29 protein-coding genes are annotated in these 26,419 nt (G+C 61.7%); 22 read left to right on the forward strand and 7 right to left on the reverse strand.

The window, feature by feature from the left end:
- The first annotated feature begins 3 nt into the window (after positions 1-3).
- The 18 genes from KVP70_RS21920 to ispF all read left to right on the forward strand — a co-directional run bounded on the left by KVP70_RS21920 (position 4) and on the right by ispF (position 17,062).
- On the forward strand, positions 4-480 hold the full coding sequence (locus KVP70_RS21920) for a NuoB/complex I 20 kDa subunit family protein (protein ID WP_008450353.1): 477 nt from the start codon (positions 4-6) through the stop codon (positions 478-480).
- Between the two features lie 18 nt (positions 481-498).
- A complete protein-coding gene (locus KVP70_RS21925; RefSeq protein ID WP_116988039.1) occupies positions 499-1,089 on the forward strand; it encodes an NADH-quinone oxidoreductase subunit C in 591 nt (196 codons plus the stop codon).
- A 4-nt stretch (positions 1,090-1,093) separates the two neighbouring features.
- Entirely contained in the window at positions 1,094-2,347 is a 1,254-nt protein-coding gene (locus tag KVP70_RS21930) for an NADH-quinone oxidoreductase subunit D (RefSeq protein WP_217944327.1), read from the forward strand.
- Between the two features lie 9 nt (positions 2,348-2,356).
- The gene (gene nuoE, locus KVP70_RS21935) at positions 2,357-2,836 is read left to right on the forward strand and encodes an NADH-quinone oxidoreductase subunit NuoE (RefSeq protein WP_217944328.1); all 480 of its coding nucleotides are present in this window, start codon (positions 2,357-2,359) and stop codon (positions 2,834-2,836) included.
- Positions 2,833-4,128, forward strand: a complete 1,296-nt coding sequence (gene nuoF, locus KVP70_RS21940; RefSeq protein WP_217944330.1) for an NADH-quinone oxidoreductase subunit NuoF — start codon at positions 2,833-2,835, stop codon at positions 4,126-4,128. Before nuoE ends, nuoF begins: the two co-directional genes overlap by 4 nt.
- Before the next feature lie 22 nt (positions 4,129-4,150).
- Positions 4,151-6,484: an NADH-quinone oxidoreductase subunit NuoG gene (nuoG, locus tag KVP70_RS21945; protein WP_217944332.1), complete on the forward strand. Its 2,334-nt coding sequence runs from the start codon at positions 4,151-4,153 to the stop codon at positions 6,482-6,484.
- The gene (gene nuoH, locus KVP70_RS21950; RefSeq protein WP_217944334.1) at positions 6,484-7,566 is read left to right on the forward strand and encodes an NADH-quinone oxidoreductase subunit NuoH; all 1,083 of its coding nucleotides are present in this window, start codon (positions 6,484-6,486) and stop codon (positions 7,564-7,566) included. Before nuoG ends, nuoH begins: the two co-directional genes overlap by 1 nt.
- 12 nt (positions 7,567-7,578) lie before the next feature.
- Complete coding sequence (nuoI, locus tag KVP70_RS21955) at positions 7,579-8,067, forward strand: NADH-quinone oxidoreductase subunit NuoI (RefSeq protein ID WP_020702142.1); 489 nt, start codon at positions 7,579-7,581, stop codon at positions 8,065-8,067.
- Positions 8,068-8,139: 72 nt separating this feature from the next.
- A complete protein-coding gene (locus KVP70_RS21960) occupies positions 8,140-8,766 on the forward strand; it encodes an NADH-quinone oxidoreductase subunit J (RefSeq protein ID WP_217944335.1) in 627 nt (208 codons plus the stop codon).
- Positions 8,763-9,071 (forward strand): NADH-quinone oxidoreductase subunit NuoK, encoded by a 309-nt coding sequence (nuoK, locus tag KVP70_RS21965; protein ID WP_008450334.1) that lies wholly within the window; start codon positions 8,763-8,765, stop codon positions 9,069-9,071. The genes KVP70_RS21960 and nuoK overlap by 4 nt, the downstream gene beginning before the upstream one ends.
- 48 nt (positions 9,072-9,119) lie before the next feature.
- Entirely contained in the window at positions 9,120-11,198 is a 2,079-nt protein-coding gene (nuoL, locus tag KVP70_RS21970) for an NADH-quinone oxidoreductase subunit L (protein WP_217944337.1), read from the forward strand.
- Between the two features lie 31 nt (positions 11,199-11,229).
- A complete protein-coding gene (locus KVP70_RS21975) occupies positions 11,230-12,732 on the forward strand; it encodes an NADH-quinone oxidoreductase subunit M (protein WP_217944340.1) in 1,503 nt (500 codons plus the stop codon).
- Positions 12,733-12,748: 16 nt separating this feature from the next.
- Complete coding sequence (nuoN, locus tag KVP70_RS21980; protein WP_217944341.1) at positions 12,749-14,254, forward strand: NADH-quinone oxidoreductase subunit NuoN; 1,506 nt, start codon at positions 12,749-12,751, stop codon at positions 14,252-14,254.
- Positions 14,254-14,559 (forward strand): DUF2818 family protein, encoded by a 306-nt coding sequence (locus KVP70_RS21985; RefSeq protein WP_217944343.1) that lies wholly within the window; start codon positions 14,254-14,256, stop codon positions 14,557-14,559. The genes nuoN and KVP70_RS21985 overlap by 1 nt, the downstream gene beginning before the upstream one ends.
- A 33-nt stretch (positions 14,560-14,592) precedes the next feature.
- The gene (locus KVP70_RS21990; RefSeq protein WP_217944344.1) at positions 14,593-15,147 is read left to right on the forward strand and encodes an NUDIX domain-containing protein; all 555 of its coding nucleotides are present in this window, start codon (positions 14,593-14,595) and stop codon (positions 15,145-15,147) included.
- On the forward strand, positions 15,144-15,836 hold the full coding sequence (locus tag KVP70_RS21995) for a hypothetical protein (RefSeq protein WP_217944345.1): 693 nt from the start codon (positions 15,144-15,146) through the stop codon (positions 15,834-15,836). Before KVP70_RS21990 ends, KVP70_RS21995 begins: the two co-directional genes overlap by 4 nt.
- 9 nt (positions 15,837-15,845) lie before the next feature.
- Complete coding sequence (gene ispD / locus KVP70_RS22000; RefSeq protein WP_217944346.1) at positions 15,846-16,559, forward strand: 2-C-methyl-D-erythritol 4-phosphate cytidylyltransferase; 714 nt, start codon at positions 15,846-15,848, stop codon at positions 16,557-16,559.
- A 14-nt stretch (positions 16,560-16,573) separates the two neighbouring features.
- Positions 16,574-17,062, forward strand: a complete 489-nt coding sequence (gene ispF, locus KVP70_RS22005; RefSeq protein ID WP_070268912.1) for a 2-C-methyl-D-erythritol 2,4-cyclodiphosphate synthase — start codon at positions 16,574-16,576, stop codon at positions 17,060-17,062.
- Here the strand turns inward: ispF and KVP70_RS22010 are convergent.
- From KVP70_RS22010 to KVP70_RS22020, 3 genes are all read right to left on the reverse strand, one after another.
- Positions 17,002-17,502 carry a DUF433 domain-containing protein gene (locus tag KVP70_RS22010; RefSeq protein WP_229225008.1) on the reverse strand — a complete coding sequence of 167 codons (501 nt, stop codon included), beginning with the start codon at positions 17,500-17,502 and terminating at the stop codon, positions 17,002-17,004. The genes ispF and KVP70_RS22010 overlap by 61 nt on opposite strands.
- A complete protein-coding gene (locus tag KVP70_RS35415; RefSeq protein ID WP_217944348.1) occupies positions 17,429-17,704 on the reverse strand; it encodes a BrnT family toxin in 276 nt (91 codons plus the stop codon). The genes KVP70_RS22010 and KVP70_RS35415 overlap by 74 nt, the downstream gene beginning before the upstream one ends.
- Before the next feature lie 107 nt (positions 17,705-17,811).
- Positions 17,812-18,549, reverse strand: coding sequence for an SDR family oxidoreductase (locus tag KVP70_RS22020; protein WP_229225009.1), 738 nt, complete (start codon positions 18,547-18,549; stop codon positions 17,812-17,814).
- A 108-nt stretch (positions 18,550-18,657) separates the two neighbouring features.
- Between KVP70_RS22020 and KVP70_RS22025 the strand changes: the two genes are divergently transcribed.
- On the forward strand, positions 18,658-19,563 hold the full coding sequence (locus tag KVP70_RS22025; protein ID WP_217944349.1) for a LysR family transcriptional regulator: 906 nt from the start codon (positions 18,658-18,660) through the stop codon (positions 19,561-19,563).
- Between the two features lie 55 nt (positions 19,564-19,618).
- The gene (locus tag KVP70_RS22030; protein WP_217944350.1) at positions 19,619-19,915 is read left to right on the forward strand and encodes a hypothetical protein; all 297 of its coding nucleotides are present in this window, start codon (positions 19,619-19,621) and stop codon (positions 19,913-19,915) included.
- On the opposite strand, the gene KVP70_RS22035 is transcribed toward KVP70_RS22030, so the two are convergent.
- Positions 19,916-21,157, reverse strand: coding sequence for an MFS transporter (locus tag KVP70_RS22035; protein WP_217944352.1), 1,242 nt, complete (start codon positions 21,155-21,157; stop codon positions 19,916-19,918). It abuts the gene before it with no gap.
- 103 nt (positions 21,158-21,260) lie between these two features.
- Between KVP70_RS22035 and KVP70_RS22040 the strand changes: the two genes are divergently transcribed.
- Together KVP70_RS22040 and KVP70_RS22045 are read left to right on the forward strand one after the other, a co-directional pair.
- Complete coding sequence (locus KVP70_RS22040; RefSeq protein ID WP_217944354.1) at positions 21,261-21,872, forward strand: TetR/AcrR family transcriptional regulator; 612 nt, start codon at positions 21,261-21,263, stop codon at positions 21,870-21,872.
- Positions 21,873-21,996: 124 nt separating this feature from the next.
- Positions 21,997-22,605 carry a choice-of-anchor C family PEP-CTERM protein gene (locus KVP70_RS22045; protein ID WP_217944356.1) on the forward strand — a complete coding sequence of 203 codons (609 nt, stop codon included), beginning with the start codon at positions 21,997-21,999 and terminating at the stop codon, positions 22,603-22,605.
- A 591-nt stretch (positions 22,606-23,196) separates the two neighbouring features.
- On the opposite strand, the gene KVP70_RS22050 is transcribed toward KVP70_RS22045, so the two are convergent.
- The 3 genes from KVP70_RS22050 to KVP70_RS22060 all read right to left on the reverse strand — a co-directional run bounded on the left by KVP70_RS22050 (position 23,197) and on the right by KVP70_RS22060 (position 26,391).
- The gene (locus KVP70_RS22050) at positions 23,197-23,850 is read right to left on the reverse strand and encodes a glutathione S-transferase family protein (RefSeq protein ID WP_217944358.1); all 654 of its coding nucleotides are present in this window, start codon (positions 23,848-23,850) and stop codon (positions 23,197-23,199) included.
- Between the two features lie 121 nt (positions 23,851-23,971).
- On the reverse strand, positions 23,972-24,961 hold the full coding sequence (locus KVP70_RS22055; protein WP_217944359.1) for an FHA domain-containing protein: 990 nt from the start codon (positions 24,959-24,961) through the stop codon (positions 23,972-23,974).
- A complete protein-coding gene (locus KVP70_RS22060) occupies positions 24,958-26,391 on the reverse strand; it encodes a S1 family peptidase (protein ID WP_217944361.1) in 1,434 nt (477 codons plus the stop codon). The genes KVP70_RS22055 and KVP70_RS22060 overlap by 4 nt, the downstream gene beginning before the upstream one ends.
- Positions 26,392-26,419: the final 28 nt, after the last annotated feature.

Here is a 26,419-nt window from a genome sequence, read left to right on the forward strand (position 1 = left end):
GCCATGGCTATTGAAGGCGTATTAAACGAAGGTTTCATCACCACCTCGGCCGACAAGCTGATCAACTGGGCGCGCACGGGTTCGATGTTCCCGATGACGTTCGGTCTGGCATGCTGTGCGGTCGAAATGATGCACGTGGGCGCAGCCCGTTACGACATGGACCGCTTCGGCGTGGTGTTCCGTCCATCGCCACGTCAGTCCGACGTGATGATCGTGGCCGGCACGCTGTGCAACAAGATGGCGCCTGCGCTGCGCAAGGTCTACGACCAGATGCCGGAACCGCGCTGGGTCATCTCGATGGGCTCCTGCGCCAACGGCGGCGGCTACTATCACTACTCCTACTCCGTGGTGCGCGGTTGCGACCGCATCGTACCTGTGGACGTCTATGTGCCGGGCTGCCCGCCGACGGCTGAGGCTCTGCTGTACGGCATCATGCAGCTGCAAAACAAGATCAAGCGCACCAATACGATCGCACGCTAACGGGGTCGCTTCCAGAATATGACTACACATTTAGAACAACTGCAAACCGCCCTCGGCACTGCCTTGGGCGATCGCGTTTCCACCACCGTGGCGTTGGGCGAAATCACGCTGGTCGTGAAAGCCGCCGACTACTACGGCGTGATGCAAACGCTGCGCGACGACAAGTCGCTGGGCTTCGATCAGATGATCGACCTGGCCGGTGTCGACTACCTGAACTACGGTGAAGGCGCCTGGGACGGCCTGCGATTCGCAGTGGTCGTCCATCTGCTGTCGGTCAAGCACAACTGGCGCGTGCGCGTGCGCGCGTTCTGCGCCGACGACGAGATGCCGCTGCTGCCGTCGCTGATCCCGCTGTGGCGCGCCGTCAACTGGTACGAGCGCGAAGCGTTCGACATGTTCGGCATCCTGTTCGAGGGCCACAACGACCTGCGCCGCATCCTGACCGACTACGGTTTCATCGGCCATCCGTTCCGCAAGGACTTCCCGGTGTCGGGCTATGTCGAAATGCGTTACGACCCCGAGCAGAAGCGCGTGATCTACCAGCCGGTCACCATCGAGCCGCGTGAAAACGTGCCTCGCGTGATCCGCGAAGAAAACTACGGGAAGTAAAACAATGGCTGAAATTAAGAACTACACCCTGAACTTCGGTCCGCAACACCCGGCCGCGCACGGCGTGCTGCGCCTGGTGCTGGAGCTGGACGGCGAAGTCATCCAGCGTGCCGACCCGCACATCGGCCTGCTGCACCGCGGCACCGAGAAGCTGGCTGAACAGAAGACCTACCTGCAGTCCGTGCCCTACATGGACCGCCTCGACTACGTCTCGATGATGTGCAACGAGCACGCCTACGTGATGGCGATCGAGAAGCTACTGGGCCTGGAAGTGCCGTTGCGCGCGCAATACATCCGCGTGATGTTCGACGAGATCACCCGCATCCTGAACCACCTGATGTGGCTGGGCGCGCACGCGCTCGACGTCGGCGCCATGGGCCCGTTCCTGTACTGTTTCCGCGACCGCGAAGACCTGTTCGACTGCTACGAGGCGGTGTCGGGCGCGCGCATGCACGCGGCCTACTACCGTCCGGGCGGCGTCTACCGCGACCTGCCGGACGCGATGCCGCAGCACAAGCCGTCGATCATCCGCTCGGCCAAGGCCGTCGCCGGCCTGAACGAACACCGCCAGGGTTCGCTGCTGGACTTCATCGAAGCGTTCACCGGCCGTTTCCCGACCTATGTCGACGAATACGAAACGCTGTTGACCGATAATCGAATCTGGAAACAGCGTACCGTCGGCATCGGCGTGGTGGCGCCGGAAGATGCGCTGGCGATGGGCTTCACCGGCGCCATGCTGCGCGGTTCCGGCATCGAATGGGATCTGCGCAAGCACCAGCCCTACGAAGTGTACGACCTGATGGACTTCGACGTGCCGATCGGCACCAACGGCGACTGCTACGACCGCTACCTGGTGCGCGTGGAAGAACTGCGCCAGTCGAACAAGATCATCAAGCAGTGCGTCGAATGGCTGCGCAACAATCCGGGTCCGGTCATGAGCGACAACCGCAAGGTGGCGCCTCCGGGCCGCGTCGACATGAAGACCAATATGGAATCGCTGATTCACCACTTCAAGCTGTTCACCGAGGGCTTCCACGTGCCGCCGGGCGAAGCGTACAGCGCGGTGGAACATCCGAAGGGCGAGTTCGGCATCTATCTGATTTCCGATGGCGCCAACAAGCCGTACCGCATGAAGCTGCGCGCTCCCGATTACGCGCACTTGCAATCGCTGGATGAAATGGCGCGCGGCCACATGATTGCCGACGCCGTGACCATCATCGGTACGCAAGATATCGTGTTCGGCAGTATCGACCGCTAAGGAAAAAGTATGTTGTTATCAGAACAGTGCTACAAAAAAATCGACCGCGAGTTGGCCAAATATCCGGCCGACCAGCGTCAGTCGGCCGTGATGGCCTCGTTGGCCCACGCCCAGGTTGAACTGGGTTGGATCTCGTCGGACGTGATGGCGGAATTGGCCGACTACATCCGCATGCCGGCCATCGCCGTGCAGGAAGTCGCGACTTTCTACAATATGTACAACCTGAAGCCGGTCGGCAAGCACAAGATTTCGGTGTGCACCAACCTGCCATGCGCCTTGTCGGGCGGCGTGGCCGCTGCCAACCGCCTGAAGGAAAAGCTGGGCATCGACTTCCGTGGCACCACGGACGACGGCGCTTTCACGCTGGTGGAAGGCGAGTGCATGGGCGCCTGCGGCGACGCGCCGGTAATGCTGGTGAACGACCAGCGCATGTGCAGCTTCATGTCCAATGACAAAATCGACGCACTGGTGGAGGAATTGAAGAAATGACGTCCATCCACAACCGTCACATCGACCCAGTCATACTCGCCGGCCTCGACGGCAAGAACTGGCACCTGGAAGATTACGTCAAGCGCGGTGGCTACAGCGCCCTGCGCAAGATCCTCGAAGAGAAGATCACCCCGGAACAAATCATCGCCGACCTGAAGGCGTCGTCGTTGCGCGGCCGTGGCGGCGCGGGCTTCCCGACCGGCCTGAAGTGGAGCTTCATGCCACGCCAGTTCCCGGGCCAGAAGTACCTGGTATGCAACTCAGATGAGGGCGAGCCGGGCACTTTCAAGGACCGCGACATCATGCGCTACAACCCGCATGCGCTGATCGAGGGCATGGCCATTGGCGCCTACGCCATGGGCATCACCGTGGGCTACAACTACATCCACGGCGAGATCTTCGAGGTCTACACCCAGTTTGAAGATGCGCTGGAAGAGGCGCGCGCCGCCGGCTTCTTGGGCGACAAGATCATGGGCAGCGAGTTCAGCTTCCAGCTGCACGCGCACCATGGCTACGGCGCCTACATCTGCGGCGAGGAAACCGCGCTGCTGGAATCGCTGGAGGGCAAAAAAGGCCAGCCGCGCTTCAAGCCGCCTTTCCCTGCGTCGTTCGGCCTGTACGGCAAGCCGACCACCATCAACAACACCGAGACGTTCGCGGCGGTGCCGTTCATCCTGAACATGGGTCCTGAAAAGTACCTGGGCATGGGACGTCCGAACAACGGCGGCTCGAAGATCTTCTCGATCTCCGGCGACGTTGAACTGCCGGGCAACTACGAGGTCCCGCTGGGCACCCCGTTCGCCAAACTGCTGGAACTGGCAGGCGGCATGCGCGGCGGCAAAAAGATCAAGGCTGTGATCCCTGGCGGCTCGTCCGCTCCGGTGATCCGCGGCGAACTGATGATGAACACCGACCTGGACTACGACTCGATCGCCAAGGCTGGCTCGATGCTCGGTTCGGGCGCCGTCATCGTCATGGATGAAACGCGTTGCATGGTCAAGGCAATGGAGCGTCTGGCTTACTTCTACTTTGAAGAGTCTTGCGGCCAGTGCACCCCATGCCGTGAAGGCACGGGTTGGATGTACCGCATGATCCACCGCATCGAAAACGGCCAGGGACGTCCTTCGGACTTGGACGTGCTGAACTCGATCTGCGACAACATCCAGGGCCGCACCATTTGCGCACTGGGCGATGCCGCGGCGATGCCGATGCGCGCGTTCATCAAGCAATTCCGCGAAGAATTTGAATATCACGTCGAGCACAAGCATTGCTTAGTGCCCGCTTACATCTAAGCTGCGTCAGGTAACGATCACCATGGTTGAAATCGAAATAGACGGCAAAAAAGTCGAAGTCCCTGCTGGTAGCATGGTGATGGACGCCGCCAACAAATTGGGAACCTACATTCCGCACTTCTGCTATCACAAGAAATTGTCGATCGCTGCGAACTGCCGTATGTGCCTCGTCGAAGTGGAAAAGGCCCCCAAGCCTTTGCCAGCATGCGCAACGCCGGTCTCGGCAGGCATGATTGTGCGCTCCGCTTCGGACAAGGCCGTACAGGCACAGAAGTCGGTGATGGAATTCCTGCTGATTAACCACCCGCTGGACTGCCCGATCTGCGATCAGGGCGGCGAGTGCCAGTTGCAAGACTTGGCAGTCGGCTACGGCAAGGGCGAATCGCGCTACGAAGAAGACAAGCGCGTCGTCGTGCCTAAGGATGCCGGCCCGCTGGTGTCCATGCAGGAGATGGCGCGCTGCATCCAGTGCACCCGTTGCGTACGTTTCGGCCAGGAAGTGGCCGGCGTGATGGAACTGGGCATGATCGGCCGCGGCGAACACTCGGAAATCACCGCCTTCGTCGGCCAGACCGTCAACTCTGAGATGTCCGGCAACATGATCGACCTGTGCCCGGTCGGCGCGCTGACGTCGAAGCCGTTCCGCTACAGCGCCCGTTCGTGGGAACTGTCGCGTCGCAAATCGGTCTCGCCGCACGACGGCCTGGGCGCCAACCTGATCGTTCAGGTCAAGGGCGGCAAGGTCAAGCGCGTGCTGCCGCTGGAAAACGACGCTGTCAACGAGTGCTGGATTTCCGACAAGGACCGCTTCTCCTACGAAGGTTTGGAGAGCGCCGAGCGTCTGACTCAGCCGATGCTGAAGCAGGGCGGCGAGTGGAAAGAAGTAGACTGGCAGACCGCGCTGGAATACGTCGCGCACGGCCTGAAGAACATCAAGCACGAACACGGCGCCAACGCGCTGGCCTCGCTGGCCACGCCGCACTCGACGCTGGAGGAACTGCACCTGCTGCAAAAGCTGACCCGCGCCATGGGCTCGGACAGCGTCGACACGCGCCTGCGTCACAGCGATTTCTCGCTGAGCGATGTGACCCCTTGGTTGGGCATGTCGATCACCGAGTTCGGCCAGCTGAACCGCGCCTTCGTCATCGGCTCGTTCCTGCGCAAGGATCACCCGCTGCTGGCTACCCGTCTGCGCACGGCAGTGAAGGGCGGCGCCAAGCTGTCGATCCTGCACGCGACCGACGACGACCAGCTGATGAACATCGCGAACAAGATGATCGTGGCTCCGTCGGAGTGGCTGTCGGCGCTGTCGCAAGTTGTCGTGGCCGTGGCTAAAGCTAAAGAAGTTTCGGCTCCTGCCGGCTTCGAAGGCGTACCAGCCTCCGACGTCGCCAACGCGATCGCCGCCTCGCTGATCTCCGGCGAAAACAAGGGCGTCTTCCTGGGTAACGCGGCAACGCAGCACCCACAGGCCGCCGCGCTGCACGCCGCCGCGCAATGGATCGCCGAACAGACCGGCGCCAAGCTGGGCTACCTGACCGAAGCCGCCAACACCGTCGGCGCCTACCTGGTCAACGCCAACGGCGCCAAGGCTCCTGCCTTCTCCGAGCAGAAGCAAGCCTACGTGCTGCTGAACGCCGAGCCTGAGCTGGACGCACACAATCCGCAAGCCGCCGCCGCCGCACTGAAACACGCGGAAATGGTCGTGGTCCTGTCGGCCTACAAGCACGGCATGGAATATGCCGACGTGCTGCTGCCGGTCTCGCCATTCAGCGAAACCTCGGGCACCTTCGTCAACTGCGAAGGCCGCGCGCAAAGCTTCAACGGCACCGTCAAGCCGCTGCTGGAAACCCGCCCTGCATGGAAAGTCCTGCGCGTGCTGGGTAACATCCTCGGCCTGTCCGGTTTCGACTACGACACTTCCGAAGCGATCCGCGACGAAGTGCTGGGCGCCGGCGTGACCGACCTGTCGGCCAAGCTGAACAACACCACCAAGCAAGCCCTGGTTGCCGCTTCCGCTGGTAATGGCAACGGCGCCACCGGTACGGAACGTATCACCGACGTGCCTATCTACTTCGCCGACGCCGTTGTGCGTCGCGCCGAGTCGCTGCAGAAGATGGCCGACGCGGCTGCGCCTAAAGCGCACCTGTCGACTGCCCTGGCGCAGCAATTGGGTGTCGCCGCCGGCGACAAGGTCAAAGTAACGCAAGGTTCCGGCAGCGCGATCCTGGTCGCCGCTGTTGATGCCAAACTGCCAGCGAACGCAGTTCGTGTCGCCGCCGCTCACGCGTCGACCGCTGCACTGGGTGGCATGTTCGGTTCCATCACCGTTGAAAAAGCAGGGGAGGGTAAATAATGGCTCTGCCTGAATTCGTCAATACCATCAATGCCACCGGCGCGCAAACGCTGGGGCAGCTCTGGCCGCTGGCCTGGGCGCTGATCCGCGTTATCGTCGTGCTGCTGCCGCTGATGGGCCTGGTTGCCTATCTGACGCTGTGGGAACGTAAGTTCATCGGCTGGATCCAGATCCGCGTCGGTCCCAACCGCGTAGGCCCGATGGGCCTGCTGCAGCCGATCGCCGATGCGCTCAAGCTGCTGTTCAAGGAAATCATCACCCCGGCCAAGGCCAACCGCGGCCTGTTCGTGATCGGACCTATCATGACCATCATGCCGGCGCTGGCCGCCTGGGCGGTGGTGCCGTTCGGCGCCGAAGCCGTGCTGGCCAACGTCAACGCCGGCCTGCTGCTGCTGATGGCGATCACCTCGATGGAAGTCTACGGCATCATCATCGCCGGCTGGGCCTCGAACTCGAAGTACTCCTTCATGGGCGCGATGCGCGCCTCGGCCCAGATGATCTCCTACGAAATCCCGATGGGCTTCGTGCTGGTGGTGGTGCTGATGGTGTCCGGTTCGCTGAACTTCGGCGACATCGTCGCTGGCCAGCAGAAGGGCATGTTCGCGGAACACGGCCTGAACCTGCTGTCGTGGAACTGGCTGCCGCTGCTGCCGCTGTTCGTGGTCTACCTGACCTCGGGCCTGGCGGAGTGCAACCGTCACCCGTTCGACGTGGTCGAGGGCGAGTCCGAGATCGTTGCCGGCCACATGGTCGAGTACTCGGGCATGGCCTACGCCATGTTCATGCTGGCCGAATACGCCAACATGATTTTGATCGCAACCCTGGGTTCGATCATGTTCCTGGGCGGTTGGTCCGCACCGTTTGCCTTCCTCGAATTCTGGGGCGGTTTCGGCGGCTTCTTCTGGTTGTTCGCCAAGGCGTTCTTCCTGGTGTCCGTCTTCATCTGGGTGCGCGGTACTTTCCCACGCTACCGTTATGACCAGATCATGCGTCTGGGCTGGAAAGTGTTTATCCCTCTGACGCTGGTGTACCTGGTGTTCGTGGCCGGCTGGATGCAGACATCCTGGAATATCTGGAAGTAAGGACTGGAAAAAATGGAACGTTTAAAAGACTTTATCGGCAGCTTCATGCTGACCGAATTGATCAAAGGGATGGCGCTGACGGGCAAGTATATGTTCTCGCGCAAGATCACCGTGCAGTACCCGGAAGAGAAGACGCCGATGTCGCCACGCTTCCGCGGCCTGCACGCCCTGCGCCGCTATCCGAATGGTGAAGAGCGCTGCATCGCCTGCAAACTGTGCGAAGCAGTGTGCCCGGCGATGGCGATCACCATCGAATCGGAGCAGCGCGACGACGGTTCGCGCCGCACCACGCGTTACGACATCGATCTGACCAAGTGCATCTTCTGCGGTTTCTGCGAAGAGTCGTGCCCGGTTGATTCGATCGTTGAAACGCACGTGCTGGAATACCACGGCGAGAAACGCGGCGATCTGTACTACACGAAAGAGATGCTGCTGGCCGTTGGCGATCGCTATGAAAACGAGATCGCCGCAGCCCGCGCAGCGGACGCTCCTTACCGCTGATAGTTGAACATTTGCCGGCTTCGGCCGGCGTATCAGCGTGTCGATCAATAATGTACGTCTCTTGGGTTAGTTATGGAAAAAACTATTTTGTTCTACGCATTCGCGGCCATCATGATATTGGCTGCGACACGCGTAATTACGGCACGCAATCCGGTGCACGCGGCACTGTTCCTGGTGCTGGCGTTCTTCTCGGCTGCCGGCATCTGGATGCTGCTGGAGGCTGAGTTCCTCGCCATCGTGCTGGTACTGGTCTATGTCGGCGCCGTCATGGTGCTGTTCCTGTTTGTGGTCATGATGCTCGACATCGATACGGACAAGATGCGCGAAGGCTTCTGGGGCTACCTGCCGCTGGCGTCTTTCGTCGGCGTCATCATCGTGCTGGAAATGGCCGCCGTGCTGTGGCGCTCCTTCCTGTCGTTCGACCAGCAGGCGGTCAACGCCGGCAACATCGGCGGCACCAAGGAACTGGGCATCCTGATCTACACCAAATACGTCTACGCCTTTGAAGTCGCCGGCGTCATCCTGCTGGTCGCGATCATCGCCGCCGTGGCGCTGACCCTGCGCAAGCGCAAGGACACCAAACATTTCGACCCGGCCGACGCAGTGCGCGTCAAGCGTAACGACCGCCTGAAGATCGTCAAGATCGCTCCGGTCACCACGCGTGGCCAGGCCGAAGCAGAAGTTAAGGAGGCACCATGACGTTATCGCTCGCTCACTACCTCGTTCTTGGCGCGATCCTGTTCGCGATCTCGATCGTCGGTATTTTCCTGAACCGCAAGAACATCATCGTTCTGCTGATGGCCATCGAATTGATGCTGCTGGCAGTGAACATGAACTTCATCGCGTTCTCGCACTACCTGGGCGATGCGGCCGGGCAGATCTTTGTGTTCTTCATCTTGACCGTGGCGGCTGCTGAATCGGCAATCGGCCTCGCGATCCTGGTGGTGATGTTCCGTAACCTGGACACCATCAACGTTGAAGACCTCGATAGCCTGAAGGGTTGATCCCGTGGCTAAAGTTCAAACCTCGAAAAATAACGATTAAGGTTCATCATGGCGGTTACACTTAACCCTAATCTCCTGCTAGCCGTACCCTTGGCGCCGCTGGCCGGCGCCGCGATTGCGGGCTTGTTAGGAACTCAATTCTTCGGCAACGTCGTAGGTCGCAAGACCTCGCACACCGCGACCATTTTGGGCGTGCTGGTTGCCTTCATCCTGTCGGCGCTGACGCTGAACGACGTGGTCAACGGCGCCTACTACAACGGCACCGTCTACAACTGGATGACTGTGGCCGGCCTGAAGCTGGAAGTCGGCTTCCAGATCGACGCGCTGTCGGCGATGATGATGTGCGTAGTGACGTTCGTGTCGCTGATGGTGCACATCTACACCATCGGCTACATGGCGGAAGACGAAGGCTACAACCGCTTCTTCGCCTACATCTCGCTGTTCACGTTCTCGATGCTGATGCTGGTCATGGCGAACAACTTCCTGCAGCTGTTCTTCGGCTGGGAAGCGGTGGGCCTGGTTTCCTACCTGCTGATCGGTTTCTGGTACACCCGCCCAACGGCGATCGTGGCCAACATGAAGGCCTTCCTGGTCAACCGCGTCGGCGACTTCGGCTTCATCCTGGGTATCGGCCTGCTGCTGGCCTACGCCGGTTCGATGGACTACCAGGAAGTCTTCGCCAAGAAGGAACAACTGATGTCGATGACCCTGCCGGGCACCGACTGGGCGCTGCTGACCGTCGCCTGTATCTGCCTGTTCATCGGCGCGATGGGCAAGTCGGCGCAGTTCCCGCTGCACGTCTGGCTGCCTGACTCGATGGAAGGCCCAACCCCGATCTCGGCACTGATCCACGCCGCGACCATGGTTACCGCCGGTATCTTCATGGTGACCCGCATGTCGCCGCTGTTCGAACTGTCGGACACCGCACTGTCGTTCATCCTGGTCATCGGCTCGATCACCGCGCTGTTCATGGGCTTCCTGGGCATCATCCAGAACGATATCAAGCGCGTGGTCGCTTACTCGACCCTGTCGCAGCTGGGCTACATGACCGTGGCGCTGGGTTCGTCCGCTTACTCGGTGGCTGTGTTCCACCTGATGACCCACGCATTCTTCAAAGCGCTGCTGTTCCTGGGCGCCGGTTCGGTCATCATCGGCATGCACCACGACCAGGACATCCGCAACATGGGTGGCCTGCGCAAGTACATGCCCATCACCTGGATCACTTCCTTGCTGGGTTCCCTGGCGCTGATCGGCACGCCGTTCTTCTCGGGCTTCTACTCGAAGGATTCGATCATCGAAGCCGTCGCCGCGACCCACATCTGGGGCGCAGGCTTCGCCAACTTCGCCGTGCTGGCTGGCGTGTTCGTGACCGCGTTCTACTCGTTCCGCATGTACTTCCTGGTGTTCCATGGCGAAGAGCGTTTCGGCAAGGCCCATGCGCATGACGATCACCATCATGCTCCGTCTGCTGCCGCGCACGACGACGACCATGGCCACGACGACGAAGAAGAAGACCACGGTCACCACGGCCTGGCCCCAGGCCAGAAGCCGCATGAATCGCCATTCGTGGTCTGGTTCCCGCTGGCGATGCTGGCCATCCCTTCGGTCATCATCGGCTACCTGACCATCGGTCCTATGCTGTTCGGCGACTTCTTCAAAGGCGTGATCGCCTTCGGCGAAAACCATCCTGCGATGGAAGAACTGGCGCATGAGTTCCACGGCCCGATGGCGATGGCGATCCACTCGCTGACGACGCTGCCACTGTGGCTGGCCATCTCCGGTGTCGCATCGGCATACTACTGCTACATGATCAATCCGCGCGTACCGGCCTGGTTCTACGACAAGTTCAAGTTCCTGCACACGCTGCTGGAGAACAAGTACTACATGGACAAGTTCAACGAGGTGGTATTTGCCGGCGGCGCGCGCCTGCTGGGCAATGGCTTGTGGAACATCGGCGACAAGACCCTGATCGACGGCTTGCTGGTCAACGGCAGCGCCAAAGTAGTGGCTTGGTTCTCGTCGCTGACCCGCCTGGCGCAGACTGGTTACATCTACCACTATGCGTTCGTCATGATCCTCGGCATTCTGGGGTTCCTGGTCTACTTCCTGCCGTTTTGGCACGCTTAATTAGCTGATACGCAAAGAGATAACGATAACCATGATGCAGTCAATTACATCCTATCCTCCGTTCCTGAGCCTGGCGATCTGGCTCCCGATCCTGTTCGGCCTGATCGTGCTGGCCCTGGGCCGCGACTCCAATGCAGGCCTGGTCCGCGTTGGTTCGCTGATCGCTTCCATCATCAGCTTCGTGGCCACGCTGCCGCTGATCGTCCACTTCAACAATGCCGCCCACGGCATGCAGTTCGTCGAGAAGTCGCCGTGGATCGAGCGCTTCAACATCTACTACTCGCTGGGCATCGACGGCCTGTCGCTGTGGTTCGTGCCGCTGACCGCCTTCATCACCGTGATCGTCGTGATCTCGGCCTGGCAGGTGATCCAGAAGCGCGTCGCGCAGTACATGGGCGCCTTCCTGATCCTGTCCGGCCTGATGATCGGCGTGTTCTGCGCCATGGACGGCCTGCTGTTCTACTTCTTCTTCGAAGCCACGCTGATCCCGATGTACATCATCATCGGTATCTGGGGCGGCGATAACCGCGTGTATGCGTCGTTCAAGTTCTTCCTGTACACCTTCTTCGGTTCGCTGCTGACGCTGGTCGCCATCATCTACCTGTACAAAGCATCGGGCGGCAGCTTCGACATCCTGATGTGGCACAAGATCGCCCTGACGATGAAAGAGCAGATCTTCATCTTCATCGCCTTCTTCATGGCCTTCGCCGTCAAGGTGCCGATGTTCCCGGTCCACACCTGGCTGCCGGACGTCCACGTGGAAGCGCCTACCGGCGGTTCCGCCGTGCTGGCCGCGATCATGCTGAAGCTGGGTGCTTACGGCTTCCTGCGTTTCTCGCTGCCTATCGTGCCCGATGCGTCGCACTACATGGCGCCGTTCGTCATCACCCTGTCGCTGATCGCCGTGATCTACATCGGTCTGGTCGCACTGGTCCAGAAGGACATGAAAAAACTGGTCGCCTATTCGTCGATCGCGCACATGGGCTTCGTTACCCTGGGCTTCTTCATCTTCAATAACATGGGCATCCAGGGCGCGATCGCACAAATGATCTCGCACGGCTTCATCTCTGGCGCGATGTTCCTGTGCATCGGCGTACTGTACGACCAGGCGCACTCGCGCCAGATCGCCGACTACGGTGGTGTCGTCAACAAGATGCCGAAGTTCGCCGCGCTGTTCATCTTCTTCTCGATGGCCAACTGCGGTCTGCCAGCGACTTCCGGCTTCGTCGGCGAGTTCATGGTGATCCTGGGCGCCACCCAGTTCAACTTCTGGATCGGCCTGCTGGCCGCGACCGCGCTGATCCTGGGCGCAGCCTACTCGCTGTGGATGGCCAAGCGCGTCATCTTCGGCAAGGTCGCCAACCACCATGTGGCTGAACTGGTCGACATCAACGGCCGCGAATTCCTGATGCTGGGCATGCTGGCGATCGCTGTGCTGTTCATGGGCCTGTACCCAGCGCCATTCACCGACACGATGCAAACCTCGGTTGCAGACCTGCTGGCGCACGTCGCACACAGCAAGCTGCCTTACTGAAAACGGAAACACATAAATGACTACTCCACTTCCACAAACAGTTATCGACATGGTGCCGGTGTCCGCGGAAATCGCTCTGCTGGTCGGCACCTGCGCGATCCTGTTGATCGATATGTTCCTGTCGCAGGGTAAGCGCTCGGTGACCTACGCGCTGTCGCTGCTGACGCTACTGGTCTGCGCCGCCCTGAGCTACCACGACTTCGTGGCCGGCACCACGGTCTACACCTTCAACGGCATGTTCGTGTCCGACCCGATGTCGAACCTGCTCAAGCTGTTCACCTACCTGGCCGTTGGCCTGACGCTGGTCTACTCGCGCCAATACGCCGACGACCGCGGCATGTTGAGCGGTAACCTGGGCGGCGAGTTCTACGTGCTGGCGCTGTTCGCCACGCTGGGCCAGATGGTCATGATCTCCGGCTCCAACTTCCTGTCCGTGTACCTGGGCGTGGAACTGATGTCGCTGTCGCTGTACGCGCTGGTGGCGATCCGCCGCGACAACCACAAGGCCACCGAAGCCGCGATGAAGTACTTCATCCTGGGCGCGCTGGCATCCGGTTTCCTGTTGTACGGTATCTCGATGCTGTACGGCGCGACCGGCACGCTGGACATCGCCCACGTGGCGACCGCTGTCGCAGCCGGCACCATCAAGCCGACCATCCTGGTCTTCGGCCTGGTGTTCCTGGTCGCCGGCCTGGCCTTCAAGCTGGGCGCGGTACCGTTCCACATGTGGGTACCGGACGTGTATGAGGGTTCGCCAACCGCGGTGACCCTGCTGCTGGGCGGCGCGCCGAAGATCGCCACCTTCGCGATCTGCATCCGCCTGCTGGTGGAAGGCCTGCTGCCGATGGCAGTCGATTGGCAGCAGATGCTGATGGTGCTGGCGGTTATGTCGCTGGCCATCGGTAACCTGACCGCGATCGCGCAGACCAACTTGAAGCGCATGCTGGCTTACTCCACCATCGCGCAAATGGGCTTCGTGCTGCTTGGCCTGTTGGCTGGCGTTGCAGGCACCACCGACCGTACCGGCGCCGCCGCTGCCTACAGCGCCGCGATGTACTACACCATCACCTATGTGCTGACCACCATCGGCAGCTTCGGCGTGTTGATGCTGTTGTCGCGCGCCGGCTTCGAAGCGGAGAACCTGGCCGACTTCAAGGGCCTGAGCAAGCGTAACGGCTGGTTCGCGGCTGTGATGTCGATCCTGCTGTTCTCGCTGGCCGGCGTGCCGCCGATGATGGGCTTCGCCGCCAAGTTCTCGGTGCTGACCGCCGTGCTGGGCACCGGCCAGATCTGGCTGACCGTCGTGGCGGTGATGTTCTCGCTGATCGGAGCGTTCTACTACCTGCGCGTCGTCAAGATGATGTGGTTCGATGAGCCGACCGACACTGCGCCGATCGTGGTCAAGGGCGACATGAGCTTCGCACTGAGCCTGAACGGTGTCGCCATCCTGGCACTGGGCTTGCTGCCAGGTCCGCTGCTGGCGGCCTGCCTGAAAGCCATCACCCTGACGCTGAACACCTGATGGATGTTTCCGTCGCAAGCTGGTTGGTGATCGCCGCTGCACTGGTGGCCGCCAACCTGCCGTTTTTTAATGACAAAGTATTCGCACTGGTGGCCATCAAGTGGCCCCGCAAGCCGCTGTACGTGCGGCTGGCGGAAATGGCGGTGCTGTACTTTGTCGTTGGCGGCATCGGCTTCGCCCTCGAAGCGCAGATCGGCAACCGCTTCCCGCAGACGTGGGAATTCTACGCAATCGCCGCCTGCATCTTCCTCGTCCTGGGCTTCCCGGGATTCATTGTCCGCTACCTGCGCAAGCGTCACGGCTGATACACTATCGTTCTTCAACGACGTGGAGCAGGCATGGACAAGCATCTCAAAGAAACCCGTATCGACGGTGAACTGGTCTACAACGGCCACTTCCTCAAAGTCCAACGCGACACGATCGCTCTCCCTGACGGCAAACACACCGCGCGCGAATTCGTGCTGCACCCTGGCGCGGTGGTGATCCTGCCGCTGCTGGACGACGGCACCGTGCTGATGGAGCGCCAGTACCGCTATCCGCTGCATCAAGTGTTCATCGAATTCCCGGCCGGTAAAATCGACCACAACGAGGACCCGCTGGCTAGCGCCAAGCGTGAACTGGAAGAAGAAACCGGCTATACCGCCAGCGAGTGGCAGTTCGTCACCAAGATCCACAACGCTATCGCCTATTCGGACGAGCACCTGGACCTGTACCTGGCGCGCGGCCTCAAAGCCGGCCCGCAGAAGCTGGACGAAGGCGAGTTCCTCGAAACCTTCACCGCCACCATCGACGAGCTGCTGCAATGGGTGCGCGAAGGGAAAATCACCGACGTCAAAACCGTCATCGGCATTTTCTGGCTGGACAAGCTGCGCGCGGGCGACTGGACGCTATGAAGCTCGTCATCCTCCTCGGTCTGGGCCTGCTGGCTGGCGGCACGGCAAGCGCCGACGCGCAGCGCACGCCGTTCCAGATCCGCTGCGAGGATACGATTGCGAAGACAGTATCGGTGCTGTCGGCCAGGCAGAACGGCTACACCATCAACAACCAGCTGCCATACCGCGCATTGACGGCGAAGTACGGCAGCATCGACAACAAGATGGTGACGCTCGGCCTGACCGTAACCAAAGGCCAGTACACGGTCGACCTGGGCGGCCAGATTTTGCAGGACCCGGTCAGCGGCTACGAGTGCATCGCGCCGCGCGTGGAATTGAAGCTGAATTATTCGCCGGTGCTGATCTATGTCGGCAACGAGTTCGCGGCGGGCAGCTGCGGGTACACGGCGATCCTCGAACACGAACAGCGTCATATGCAGGCGTATATGGAAAACCTGGCGCGCGTGGAGCAGGTGGTGCGCGACGCCTTGAACAAGCGCTTCGAAGCCAAACCGCTGTACGCGCCATCCGGCACTGCGATGTCGGCGCTGGAGCACGAGATCAACGGCAGCTGGTTCCCGTTCATCCGGGATGAATTTGACAAGGGCAAAGCGAAGCAGGCGGAGATCGATTCGCCGGAAGAATACGCCCGACTGGGCAAGGTCTGCGACGGCGAGATCGGCGCCGTCCTGCTGCGTCGCCATAAATAATTGAACACTATGACAGCATCCCAACACACACCGCGCTACTTTGCGCTGCTGCCCGCCGCCGGCGTCGGCGCGCGCATGGCGGCGGACGGCCCCAAACAATACCTGATGGTGGGCGGTAAGCCGATGCTGCGCCACGCGGTGGACGCCTTCCGCGCCAGCGAGCTGGTGGCGCACACCTATGTGGTGGTCAGCGCGGCCGACGGCCAGATCGACGGCGTGCTGCCGGCGGACCTGGACGGCGTGACGGTGCTGCGCTGCGGCGGCGCCACCCGCATGGACACAGTGCTCAACGCGCTGCGCGAGTTGCAAGGCGTGGTCGCCGACGGCGACATGATCATGGTCCACGACGCCGCGCGTCCCGGCCTGACGCCGGCCCTGATCGCCAAGCTGATAAACGGCGTGGGCGACGATGCCGCAGGCGGCCTGCTGGCGCTGCCGGTAGTGGACACGGTCAAGCGCGCGACCGGCGTGGCGCCGGTGGCCGCGACGACGGTGTCGCGCAACGGCCTGTGGCTGGCGCAGACGCCGCAGATGTTCAGCTACGCGCTGCTGCTGCGCGCCCTGGGCAGCGCACCGGACGCCAACGCCATCACCGACGACGCCAGCGCCGTCGAGATGCTGGGCCTGTCGCCGCGGCTGATCGAAGGCCATCCACGTAATTTGAAAGTCACGCTGCCGGCCGATATCCGCATCGCGGAAATGTACCTGGCCTCCGGCGAATAACACAGGATAGAAAAATGACCAAACTCCCATTCCGCATCGGCCAGGGCTACGATTGCCACGCATTGGTGGAAGGCCGCAAGCTGATTATCGGCGGCGTCGACATCCCGCATCATGTGGGCTTGCTGGGCCACTCGGACGCGGACGTGCTGCTGCACGCGATCACCGATTCGATACTGGGCGCTGCGGCGCTGGGCGACATCGGCAAGCACTTTCCGGATACCGATCCGCAGTTCAAGGGCGCCGATTCGCGCACCTTGCTGAAGGAAGCCGCGCGGCGTGTGGTGGCCACCGGCTACAGCATCGGCAACATCGACGCGACCATCATCGCGCAGCGGCCGAAGATGGCGCCGCACATCGCCAGCATGTGCGCCAACATCGCGGAGGATCTGGGCGTGGCGGTCGGCCAGGTCAACATCAAGGCCAAGACCAACGAGAAGCTGGGTTACCTGGGCAGGGAAGAGGGCATTGCGGCGGAATCCATTGCCTTGCTGATTGCTTCGTAAAACAAGGTCGCGTCATTTTCCAGCACACCGATCGCGGTGGCGCGGGAAACCGACGGGTTATCGGCCAGGAAATCGTCCATAGGTTTTCCGGCCAGCAGATAGTCGAACATACGCTTGATGGGTACCACAGTATTCTTGAATACCGGCATGCCGCCCAAGATTTCGGGTTCCATCTGCACCAGCGGCGTGATGGACTTCATATAGGCCAACACTTCAGGGTCAACTGGGTCGGCCGGAGATTTTCGCGGCGGTACGATCCGGCCATGAATGCGGTGAACGGCATTGTTAAAGAATTCTGAATCAAGCTCTGGACTATCCTCGTCAAATTCTATCTCGTCGTCGTAATTGGGCATGGCGCTAATCCAGTCATCTGGCTTCCCCACGTTGTCCGACTCTTTCTCTCCTGCTGGCTTTTCTAAATGAAATAATTCGGATGACATCTTCTTCCTCCGTATAGGTTACAACGACAGATTTCCCTTGCAGATACCCAAGGGTGTTGAAGCGGCGCTCTGGATAGTTGAAGCGAGTATCCTCCTTCGTTGCGGAGTCGCCGTCAAGTATAGTCGCCGCGTCTGCGAAATCCAGGCCGTGCTTGCGCAGGTTGCTCAGGCGCTTGGCTTCATCCCACGCATAGGTTGTCATTTCAGTGTAGTGGCTTGAAGATATCCTTCAAGCAGCACTGGAAAAAATGCCAGGTCGCCAGGACATCGTTTCGATATCCTGTGCTTGGCATTCTCAAGCGTACTCGATTAGATCAAGAGTGCGCCGCCGTCGACGACGTGGATCTGGCCGGTGGCGTAGCCGCTGCTCATCAGGAACAGGTAGGCGGCGGCAACATCTTCCGCCGAGCCCACACGTCCCACCAGCAGCGCCTCGCTGACGTCGGCAAACAATTGCTCGCGCTGCGCTTGCGGCATGTCCGCCCACAGATTCGTCGCGAGCACTCCCGGCGATACGGCGTTGACCCGCAGCGGCGCCAGCTCCACCGCCAGCGCCCGCGTCAGGGCCTCCACCGCACCGCACACGCTGGACATCAGCGACCATCCGGTCTGCGGCCGCGCCGACGCGATACCGGTCGTGAAGGTGATCGAGCCACCGGGCCGGATATGGCGCGCGCCGTATTTGGCCGCCGCCAGCGCGCCCCAGTAGCGCAAGTCAAACACCGAGCGCGCCGCCGTCAGGTCGAAGCCGGTCAAGGCGCCGGTCGTGAGCGCGTCGCCCGCCGTATAAACCAGATGATCGAATTCACCGGCGGTGGCGAAGAAACGCTCGATGGCCCGTTCATCGTGCAGATCCAGCGCGCAGCCCTGCGCCTTGTTGCCGAGGTACTCCAGCGCTTTCTCGACGCGCGAAATCTGGCTCGACACCACTAGTACCTCCGCCTGTTCGCGCAAGGCTTCGCGCGCCACCGCCAGTCCGATGCCCGAAGAAGCGCCGAGCACTATCACACGTTGTCCAAGCAGGCGGCCGTTTGTTGCATGCATCATGTTCTCCTTGAATGAGGCGGTAAGTCCGCATGCAAGAATTTTGATGCAAAACCACCGATACTCCGATAGCATGAGACTCATATCATTCATGACAAATCGGCATACATCATGGCGTTCGACGAACGGGTAGTAAACGGCATGCGGGTGCTGGCGGCGATCGTCGATGCCGGCAGTTTCGTGCGCGCAGGCGAGGCGTTGGAGATGTCGCAGTCCGGCGTCAGCCGCGCCATCGCCAAGCTGGAGGCGCGGCTCAACATCCGGCTGTTCGACCGCACCACGCGCAAGGTGTCGCTGACCGACGAGGGCCGCCGCTTCTACGCGCAAATCGGGCCGCTGCTGGCGGGATTGGAGGAGGCTGTGGCATCGGCGGGCGAGGGCGCGGTGGTGGTGCGCGGCCGGCTGCGCGTCAACATCGAGCCGTTGCTGGCGCGGCTGCTGCTGGGCCCCAAACTTGGCGCCTTCCTGAAGCGCCATCCGGAACTGGATCTGGACCTGGTGGCGCGCGACCAGCTGGGCGATATGGTGGGCGACGGCTTCGACCTGGCGATACGATTCGGTGAACCACAAACGTCATCGCTGATCGCCCGCAAGTTGATGGATACGCGCGTGCTGACCGTCGCCACGCCGGCCTACCTGCGCCGACGCGGCGTGCCGAAGAAGCCGTCCGACCTGGAAAGCGAAGACCACACCTGCATCCACTTCCGCAATCCGGCGACGGGCCGGCCCTACGAATGGGAGTTCCATCGCGGCGGCAAAACCACGGTGGTCAACCCGCGTGGCCAACTGACGCTGAACGACGCCGGCACCATGGAAAGCGTGCTGCTGGCCGGCTACGGCCTGGCGCAGGTGATCGACCTGGCGGTGGAGCCGCTGCTGCGCTCAGGCGCGCTGACACCGGTGCTGACGGCATGGCCGGACGAACGTTTCCCGATGTATGCCTACTACCCGTCGCGCTATCACCCGCCGGCGAAAACGCTGGCCTTCCTGGAGTTCGTCAGTTCGCTGCTGGGATAGCCGGTATCGATAAACGATCTGCTACCATGGCGCCTTTGACGGTGAAGGAGGGACGATGGCGCGTGATATCTACGCTTATCGGCAGGTGGCGGTGCATTCGGTGGAGCGCGCGGGCAGGGTGGAGATCCATCCGGTGCCGGGGCAGGCGTTTTCGCCGGAACTGCATGTGCAGTGTTCGCGCCGCATGAGCGACGACTACCCGCCTGGCACCTGCTTCCTGCTCGACGCCAAGCTGACCGACCGCCTGGGCGGCACGCCATATTTGTACGCCTGGCACGGCGATGAAATCAAGGTGCTCTCAGCCAGGGAGACCAAGGCCTTCCTGGCTGAATTCAAACGTGGCCGGATTTGATCAGTGAACGGCGTGCAGCTTGGCCAAGGGCTTGCCATCGTCCCGCGCCCACGCCGTAATGACGGCGGCCATCGCCAGCGCAAACACGCCGCCGACCACCATCGCGCTCGACACGCCCAGATAGTCGACCGACACGCCGCCCACCAACGCGCCGCTGGCCAGCGAGATCTGTGCGGTGGCGACGAACACCGCACCGCCGCTCTCCATCGCATCCGGCGCCGCCTTGAACATCCAGGTCTGGACCGAGATCGGCATCATGCCGAAGGCCAGGCCCCAGACCACGATCAACACCGTGGCGCCGGCAGCGGTGGCGCCGAACAGCGGCATCGCCGCGGCGGACAGGCCCATGATCACGCCGGTGGCGATCAATGAGTTCTTCACGCTCCGGGCCACCGCCCAACCGCCGATCAGATTGCCGGCGAAACCTGCCGCGCCATAAATCAGCAGCAACACGCTGATGGTCTTGGCGCTCAAGCCGGCGACCTGGCTCAGGAACGGCGTCACATAAGTGTAGGCGGCGAACTGACCGATGAAGATCAGCAGCGTGGCCAGCATGCCGAGCCGCGCCTTCTGCACGCGCAGCAGCGCCGGCAGCTGGGCGAAGGTCAGGGCGCTCGTGGTCGGCAGCCGTGGCAGCAGCCACATTTGCGCCGCCAGCACCAGCACCGACACCGCGCTGGCGGTGAAGAAGGCCATGCGCCAGCCCATCATCTCGCCGATCATGGCGCCGGCCGGCACGCCGGCCACGGTGCCCAGCGAGATGCCGGCAAAGATGATCGAGGTGGCGCGCGCGGCCGACGCTTCCGGCACCAGCCGGTTGCCCAGCGCGCCGCCGATGGCCCAGAAACCGCCGACGCCTATGCCCAGCAGCGCGCGGCCGGCCAGCACCAGCGGATAGCTATGCGACAGCGCGACGATCAGGTTGGAGGCGATCAGCGTGGCGGTCAAACCCCAGATGACATAACGGCGGTCGGTCTTGCCGACGCCGATGGTGACCAGGATGGCGGCAAATGCGGCAACGATGCCGGGGACCGTGACCATCATGCCGGCGATGCCTTCGGTCACGCCCAGTTCGGCGGCGATGGACGGCAGCAGGCCGACCGGCAGGAACTCCGTGGTCACCAGCGCGAATGAGCCGACGGCGACCGACAGCACGGCCAGCCAGGCAGCGCGGGTGGGTGTGGCGATGGGCGAGGGCGCGTCGTCGGTTAGGACGGCCTGGGCGTTGGTGTGGTTTTGCATGTGAGTTATTCCCTATGAGCTGTAAAAATACTTGAGTTTTTTACTGATCGGTTCATAATGAGGTCCGCGCAGAACTTTGTCAACGAATTTTTAACCGATCGGTATGAAATATATTTCCGCTACAGCTCGCAAGTCCGGCCGTCCGCGCACCTTTGACGCGGAGACGGCCTTGGACAAGGCCATGAAAGTGTTCTGGGAAAAGGGTTACGAAGGCAGTTCGCTGCCGGAACTGACCGAGGCGATGGGCATGAACCGTCCCAGCCTGTATGCCGTGTTCGGCAACAAGGAAAATCTGTTCCGCATGGCGCTGGAACGCTATGCCGCATCCCACGATCCGCTGTTCAACGCGGCGCTGGCGCAGCCGACCGCGCGCGCCGTGGTCGAGTATTTTTTGCGCGGCAATGCCGACGCCCAGACCGAGTCCGAGAACCCGCACGGTTGCCTGGTGATCAACGGCGCGCTCGCCTGCAGCGACGATGCGTTGCCGATTCGCGACACTTTGATCGAACGCCGCGCCGCCAGCGAAGGCAAATTGCGTGCGCGGCTGGAACGCGCCAAGGCCGATGGCGACCTGCCGGCGGACAGTTGCTCGGGTCAGATGGCGCGCTATGTGATGACGGTTTCCAATGGGATGGCGGTGCAGGCGGCGGCCGGCGCCACCCGCAAACAGCTGCAGGAAGTGGTGGACCAAGTGCTGCGTGGATGGCCTTCTTGATGCCGTCGAAATATTGTATTTAAAACATATTCAGTAACAAAATGAAATTTTAGTTGTGTCTTTGAAATTAATCGGTAGAATAGCGTCATTGAGTCGCCGTTCCCACCTTTTTGAAAGTCACAACATGAAAATGTCTAAACTGATCCTGGCCGCAGCCATCGCCGCAGCAAGCGTTTCGGGCGCCGCATCGGCCGCCAACCTGATCCAGAACGGCGACTTTGAGATCGCCAGCGGCGTCAATCTGAACAACTACGTCGTGGTGGGTGCTGGCGACGGCGCGATCGCCAACTGGACCGTCGGTGGTAACTCGGTCGACATCATCAACAACAGCTACAACGCGATTTCGGGCAACAGCATCGACATGCTGGGTTCGCCAGGTCCTGGCGTCCTGTCGCAATCGTTCAATACCGTCGCCGGCACCACCTACACGCTGTCGTTCGACCTGACCCACAACCCATACTCGCACGGCGCCGGCCTGGACGTGTTCGTCGGCGGCAACCACTACGCGTTCGACGGCAGCACTCCTGTCACCAACCACACCTTCAACTTCACCACCACCGGTGGTTCGCAAGCGCTGGTGTTCAGCAGCGTCGGTGGCGACGGCTGGTCGGGCGCTGTGCTGGACAATGTGTCCGTCACCGCCGCTGTACCTGAGCCGGAAACCTACGCCATGATGCTGGCAGGCCTGGGCCTGGTTGGCTTCATCGCCCGCCGCCGCAAAGCAGCCAAGTAACAGACAGCACATAAAAAAGCCCGCCGGCACTGAGCGCGATGTTAAGCGCGTTCAGGCCGGCGGGTTTTTTTACGTCGATCGCTTAGGGTAAATGAGCTAATGCCAAGTACAAAACAGCAAACAGGCAAAAGAGAAAAGGCGATGCCATGATGAATATCACAATCGCGCGCGCGATTGACGAGTATCGGCTTCCTATTGTTTGTCTATCCTTCGAGAGGCGGTAGGACCAGAGCGCTGCGGGAAACGCACATGACAGCGTCAAAACGTATGTAATGCCGTAGCCAATGGCAGCGGCGAAAACCGCTCCCAGTGCATCGTCTCCCTTTGAGCCGGCATTCATGGCTAAGAAACTTATCACAACAAGGAAAGGAGCTATGCCAGCTAGCATTAGCAGATCGGAGGTAAGTTTTTGAGCGCGCATATCAGGACCCGGGTGGAAGCCATGCCAGCCCGCTGGAGGCCAGCATCGTCACGTACAAGGCGCTTTTCATTGCAAAACCTCCTTTTGGATAAAGAGCCTTAGTTTAGCTTCGACCAGCACAGAAAAAACTCGCGAAGCGTAACGGCGCCAAGAAAAGTGAATTGCCTCAGTCAGCGGGCCGGTGGCGCGCCAGTGTTAAACGCCAATTGGTCGGCGAAAGCGCGTTTGTACGCAGGGCGCGCTTCGCTGCGGGCGACATAGTCGGCAAGTCGGGGAAATTCATTGAGCAGGCCCGATGGCCTAAGCCTGAGCAGTACCGACGCCATGGTCAGGTCGCCCGCGCTGAACTCGCCATCCAGCCAATTTGCATCACCCAGGCGGGCGGACAGCAGCCTCAGCCGTTCGCGGATGCGGTCCGCAATCAGGGGCAGGCGTTCTTTGGTCCAGGGCTTGTCGCCCTCCAGAAATTTTGCGGTGACCAGTTCAAGGATGGCCGGTTCCACCGTGTTGAGTGCGGCAAATATCCAGGTGATCGCGCGAGCACGGGCGTTGGCGTCGTTGGGCAGCAATCCAGGATAGTGCGAAGCGATATGGAAAATGATCGCGCCCGACTCGAACAGCACTAGATCGCCGTCCTCATAGGTTGGAATCTGGCCGAATGGATGAATGGCCAGATGCGCGGGCTCCTTCATCGCCGCGAACGAAACAGGGCGCACCTCATACGGTTGGCCCGTTTCTTCAAGCGCCCAGCGTACGCGCGTATCGCGCGCCAGCCCCATGCCGCCATCGGGCGACCGTTCAAAAGCAGTAATGGTGATTGTCATCGAAGTCTCCTTGTGATGGTGGCCGGACGGCGCCATCCTCTGAAACCACGGCGCCGATGCCTGATTTCAAAGTGACGACGAACGAGCCACCGTCATATCGACACGATAACTTCAAGGCGGCTTATTCGTCGCCGTCGTCGTCGTCGGTTTCCGGCGCGCCATCCTTGACCGCGCGGACGCGGGCGGCGTCGGCGCCGGTTTTCAGCTTGGCGGCGTCGGCCATGAACTGGTTGACGCTGCGGTCGGGACTGTGGCGCACTTCCGGCGGCAGCAGCACCGACATGTACAGCTCGTCCGAGGCGCGCCCCGTGCTTTGCAGATTGGTCATCAGCATCAGGCCGGCGCCGCCGACCAGCATCACCCAGCAGCTGACGGCGAAGCGTCGTGGATGGTGGGGCTTGATGGTGATCAGGTGGAAGAACACCATGCCGCAGGCGATCGCCAGCGTGACCAGGTTGCCGTAGCGGGTGAACGCCTCGGCCGACCACGCATATGCCAGCGCCGCGCCGCCAACCCGCCATATGCCCAGCACGGCCAGGCCGCTGCCGAGAATGAACAAGTGCCGGCCCAGCCGCGCGTGGCTGCCGAACAAACGGTTGGCCAGCGCCCACACGCTGCTCCACAGCAGGCCTGCGGCCAGGCTGCTTGCCAGCACCAGCAGGTAGCGTATCAGTGCGAACGGTTCGACGTCGGACAGCCAGGTTTCCGCGCAGGTAAAGATGGCGATCAGCGCCAGGCCGATGGTGGCCGGCGCCGCGCCTTCCCAGCCGTGCATGGTGGTGTCGGCCCGTTCGTCGGCGACCGGGAAATCGGCCGCGCGCACCCGCAGCCGTGTGTGGCCCAGGCGCACCATAGTGTCGCCGGCCAGCACCACGCTGGTCTGGCGCTTGCCGTTCAGGTAAGTGCCGTTATTGCTGCCCAGGTCGCGCAGCACCAGTTCGCCTTCCTCGTTGGCGTCGACCACGGCGTGGGTGGCGGCGCTGTGGGCGTCGTCGAGGATGACGTCGTTATCGTAGCCGCGGCCCAGGCGGATCGGCAGCCCGGCGACTTTGTGACGGTGCAGCACGTCGCCGTTGCGGGCCAGGATTTCGATGAAGTAGGGGGCTTTCATTGCTTGCCTCCCTTGGCCGGCACGGCCGCCACGGCGGGCTTCCTGGCCACCGGCGCCAGGCCCAGCGATTCGATGAACACGCGCGACAGGCGCAGGCCGTTTTCATACGAGACGCCGCGCGCGTCGAGCCGGCTTTGCAGGCTCATCAAGCCCTGGTCGGTGCTGGCGGTCAGCAGCGCGAAATCGTACAGGCCGGCGAACTTGCGGTAGGCGCGCACGCACAGCACGGCGCGCAGCGGCAAGTCCTTGTTCTTGACGAAGTCCTCGGTGCATTGCGGGCCGGTCAGGCGGGTGTCCTTGTGGCTGCCGAAATTCTCGTTCTTGAACGAGGCGCTGGCCAGTTGCGCGAAGCGCAGCTGGTCCAGGCCGGTGCTGCGCAGATACTGGTGGCGTATGCTCAGCTGGCCAGTTTGCAGCGAGCCGCTGACGAAGATCGCCGACTCCATCGCGCAACTGGCGTCGTCCACCGTGAACGGCTTGTCGGCCTTGACGTTGGAGCGGCCCCAGCAGCGCATCTGCTCGGACTCGCGCACCGGCACTTGATACGGGCCCATCGGTTTTAGGGTCAGCGGACTGGCCAGCAACTGGTCGACCATGGCGCGCTGATGGTTCAGCAACTGGGCGGCGACCACGGCGGTGAAGTCGGTCGGTGGTTTCGTTTGCTGCGCCACGCGCTTGAGCAAGTCCTGCGCAAAGCGGGCCGGCACCAGGAAGCTGACCAGTTCGCCATCGAGGCGCTTGGAGACGTTGACGCCGGCCACCGCGCCGTCCACCGTCACGCTGGGGCCGCCGCTCATGCCGGCGTTGATCGGGCCGGTGAACATCAGCTGGTCGTAGAAGCTGCGCGCGATCACGCCGTTGTAGGCGCCTTCGGAAATGGCGAAGCCCAGGTCGAGCGGATTGCCCAGCGAGTACAGGTACTGGCCCTGGGTCAGCTTGGCCAGCTGCTCGGGGATCTTGAAGAAGCCGGTGCCGTTGCGGCTCACGCGCAACACGGCCAGGTCGTGCAGCACGTCCACCGCCAGCAGTTCGACATTGCCGCGCTGGCCGCTGGTGTCCACCCATTCGCCGACGTAGGTGTCGGGATCGAGCGCGAACTGTGAGACCACGTGGTAATTGGTGACCACCAGGTTGCTGGTGCCGATTAAAAAGCCGGAGCCGACCGACGATTGCGTGCGGCCGCTCTTGAGCAGCGAGCGCACTTGCAGGATATCGTTCTTGGCGGAACCGTAGAGATGCTGGGCCGCGCTGGAGGGCGGCGGCAGCGGGGCGGCGTCGGCGTTGTCGGCGGCGGGCGCCGAGGCCTTGGCGGAAGGCTGGGCGGCGGCCAGTTGCGGTGGCGCGGCCGCCGTGTTCGCGCCCGATGCCGCCAGCGCGGCGGCGTTGGCCCAGGTCAGGGCGATGGCAAGGGCAAGCTTGTTGAATTTCATGCAGTCCTTAAAGTTCAACCTTTAAAAA

This window comes from Duganella violaceipulchra (assembly GCF_019166075.1).
Classification (GTDB): Bacteria; Pseudomonadota; Gammaproteobacteria; order Burkholderiales; family Burkholderiaceae_D; genus Rugamonas; species Rugamonas violaceipulchra.

Coding starts and splice junctions, on each gene's coding strand:
- KVP70_RS21920 (WP_008450353.1), top strand. CDS start 4: ATGGCTATTGAAGGCGTATTAAACGAAGGTTTCATCACCACCTCGGCC.
- KVP70_RS21925 (WP_116988039.1), top strand. CDS start 499: ATGACTACACATTTAGAACAACTGCAAACCGCCCTCGGCACTGCCTTG.
- KVP70_RS21930 (WP_217944327.1), top strand. CDS start 1,094: ATGGCTGAAATTAAGAACTACACCCTGAACTTCGGTCCGCAACACCCG.
- nuoE (WP_217944328.1), top strand. CDS start 2,357: ATGTTGTTATCAGAACAGTGCTACAAAAAAATCGACCGCGAGTTGGCC.
- nuoF (WP_217944330.1), top strand. CDS start 2,833: ATGACGTCCATCCACAACCGTCACATCGACCCAGTCATACTCGCCGGC.
- nuoG (WP_217944332.1), top strand. CDS start 4,151: ATGGTTGAAATCGAAATAGACGGCAAAAAAGTCGAAGTCCCTGCTGGT.
- nuoH (WP_217944334.1), top strand. CDS start 6,484: ATGGCTCTGCCTGAATTCGTCAATACCATCAATGCCACCGGCGCGCAA.
- nuoI (WP_020702142.1), top strand. CDS start 7,579: ATGGAACGTTTAAAAGACTTTATCGGCAGCTTCATGCTGACCGAATTG.
- KVP70_RS21960 (WP_217944335.1), top strand. CDS start 8,140: ATGGAAAAAACTATTTTGTTCTACGCATTCGCGGCCATCATGATATTG.
- nuoK (WP_008450334.1), top strand. CDS start 8,763: ATGACGTTATCGCTCGCTCACTACCTCGTTCTTGGCGCGATCCTGTTC.
- nuoL (WP_217944337.1), top strand. CDS start 9,120: ATGGCGGTTACACTTAACCCTAATCTCCTGCTAGCCGTACCCTTGGCG.
- KVP70_RS21975 (WP_217944340.1), top strand. CDS start 11,230: ATGATGCAGTCAATTACATCCTATCCTCCGTTCCTGAGCCTGGCGATC.
- nuoN (WP_217944341.1), top strand. CDS start 12,749: ATGACTACTCCACTTCCACAAACAGTTATCGACATGGTGCCGGTGTCC.
- KVP70_RS21985 (WP_217944343.1), top strand. CDS start 14,254: ATGGATGTTTCCGTCGCAAGCTGGTTGGTGATCGCCGCTGCACTGGTG.
- KVP70_RS21990 (WP_217944344.1), top strand. CDS start 14,593: ATGGACAAGCATCTCAAAGAAACCCGTATCGACGGTGAACTGGTCTAC.
- KVP70_RS21995 (WP_217944345.1), top strand. CDS start 15,144: ATGAAGCTCGTCATCCTCCTCGGTCTGGGCCTGCTGGCTGGCGGCACG.
- ispD (WP_217944346.1), top strand. CDS start 15,846: ATGACAGCATCCCAACACACACCGCGCTACTTTGCGCTGCTGCCCGCC.
- ispF (WP_070268912.1), top strand. CDS start 16,574: ATGACCAAACTCCCATTCCGCATCGGCCAGGGCTACGATTGCCACGCA.
- KVP70_RS22010 (WP_229225008.1), bottom strand. CDS start 17,502: ATGTCATCCGAATTATTTCATTTAGAAAAGCCAGCAGGAGAGAAAGAG.
- KVP70_RS35415 (WP_217944348.1), bottom strand. CDS start 17,704: ATGACAACCTATGCGTGGGATGAAGCCAAGCGCCTGAGCAACCTGCGC.
- KVP70_RS22020 (WP_229225009.1), bottom strand. CDS start 18,549: ATGATGCATGCAACAAACGGCCGCCTGCTTGGACAACGTGTGATAGTG.
- KVP70_RS22025 (WP_217944349.1), top strand. CDS start 18,658: ATGGCGTTCGACGAACGGGTAGTAAACGGCATGCGGGTGCTGGCGGCG.
- KVP70_RS22030 (WP_217944350.1), top strand. CDS start 19,619: ATGGCGCGTGATATCTACGCTTATCGGCAGGTGGCGGTGCATTCGGTG.
- KVP70_RS22035 (WP_217944352.1), bottom strand. CDS start 21,157: ATGCAAAACCACACCAACGCCCAGGCCGTCCTAACCGACGACGCGCCC.
- KVP70_RS22040 (WP_217944354.1), top strand. CDS start 21,261: ATGAAATATATTTCCGCTACAGCTCGCAAGTCCGGCCGTCCGCGCACC.
- KVP70_RS22045 (WP_217944356.1), top strand. CDS start 21,997: ATGAAAATGTCTAAACTGATCCTGGCCGCAGCCATCGCCGCAGCAAGC.
- KVP70_RS22050 (WP_217944358.1), bottom strand. CDS start 23,850: ATGACAATCACCATTACTGCTTTTGAACGGTCGCCCGATGGCGGCATG.
- KVP70_RS22055 (WP_217944359.1), bottom strand. CDS start 24,961: ATGAAAGCCCCCTACTTCATCGAAATCCTGGCCCGCAACGGCGACGTG.
- KVP70_RS22060 (WP_217944361.1), bottom strand. CDS start 26,391: ATGAAATTCAACAAGCTTGCCCTTGCCATCGCCCTGACCTGGGCCAAC.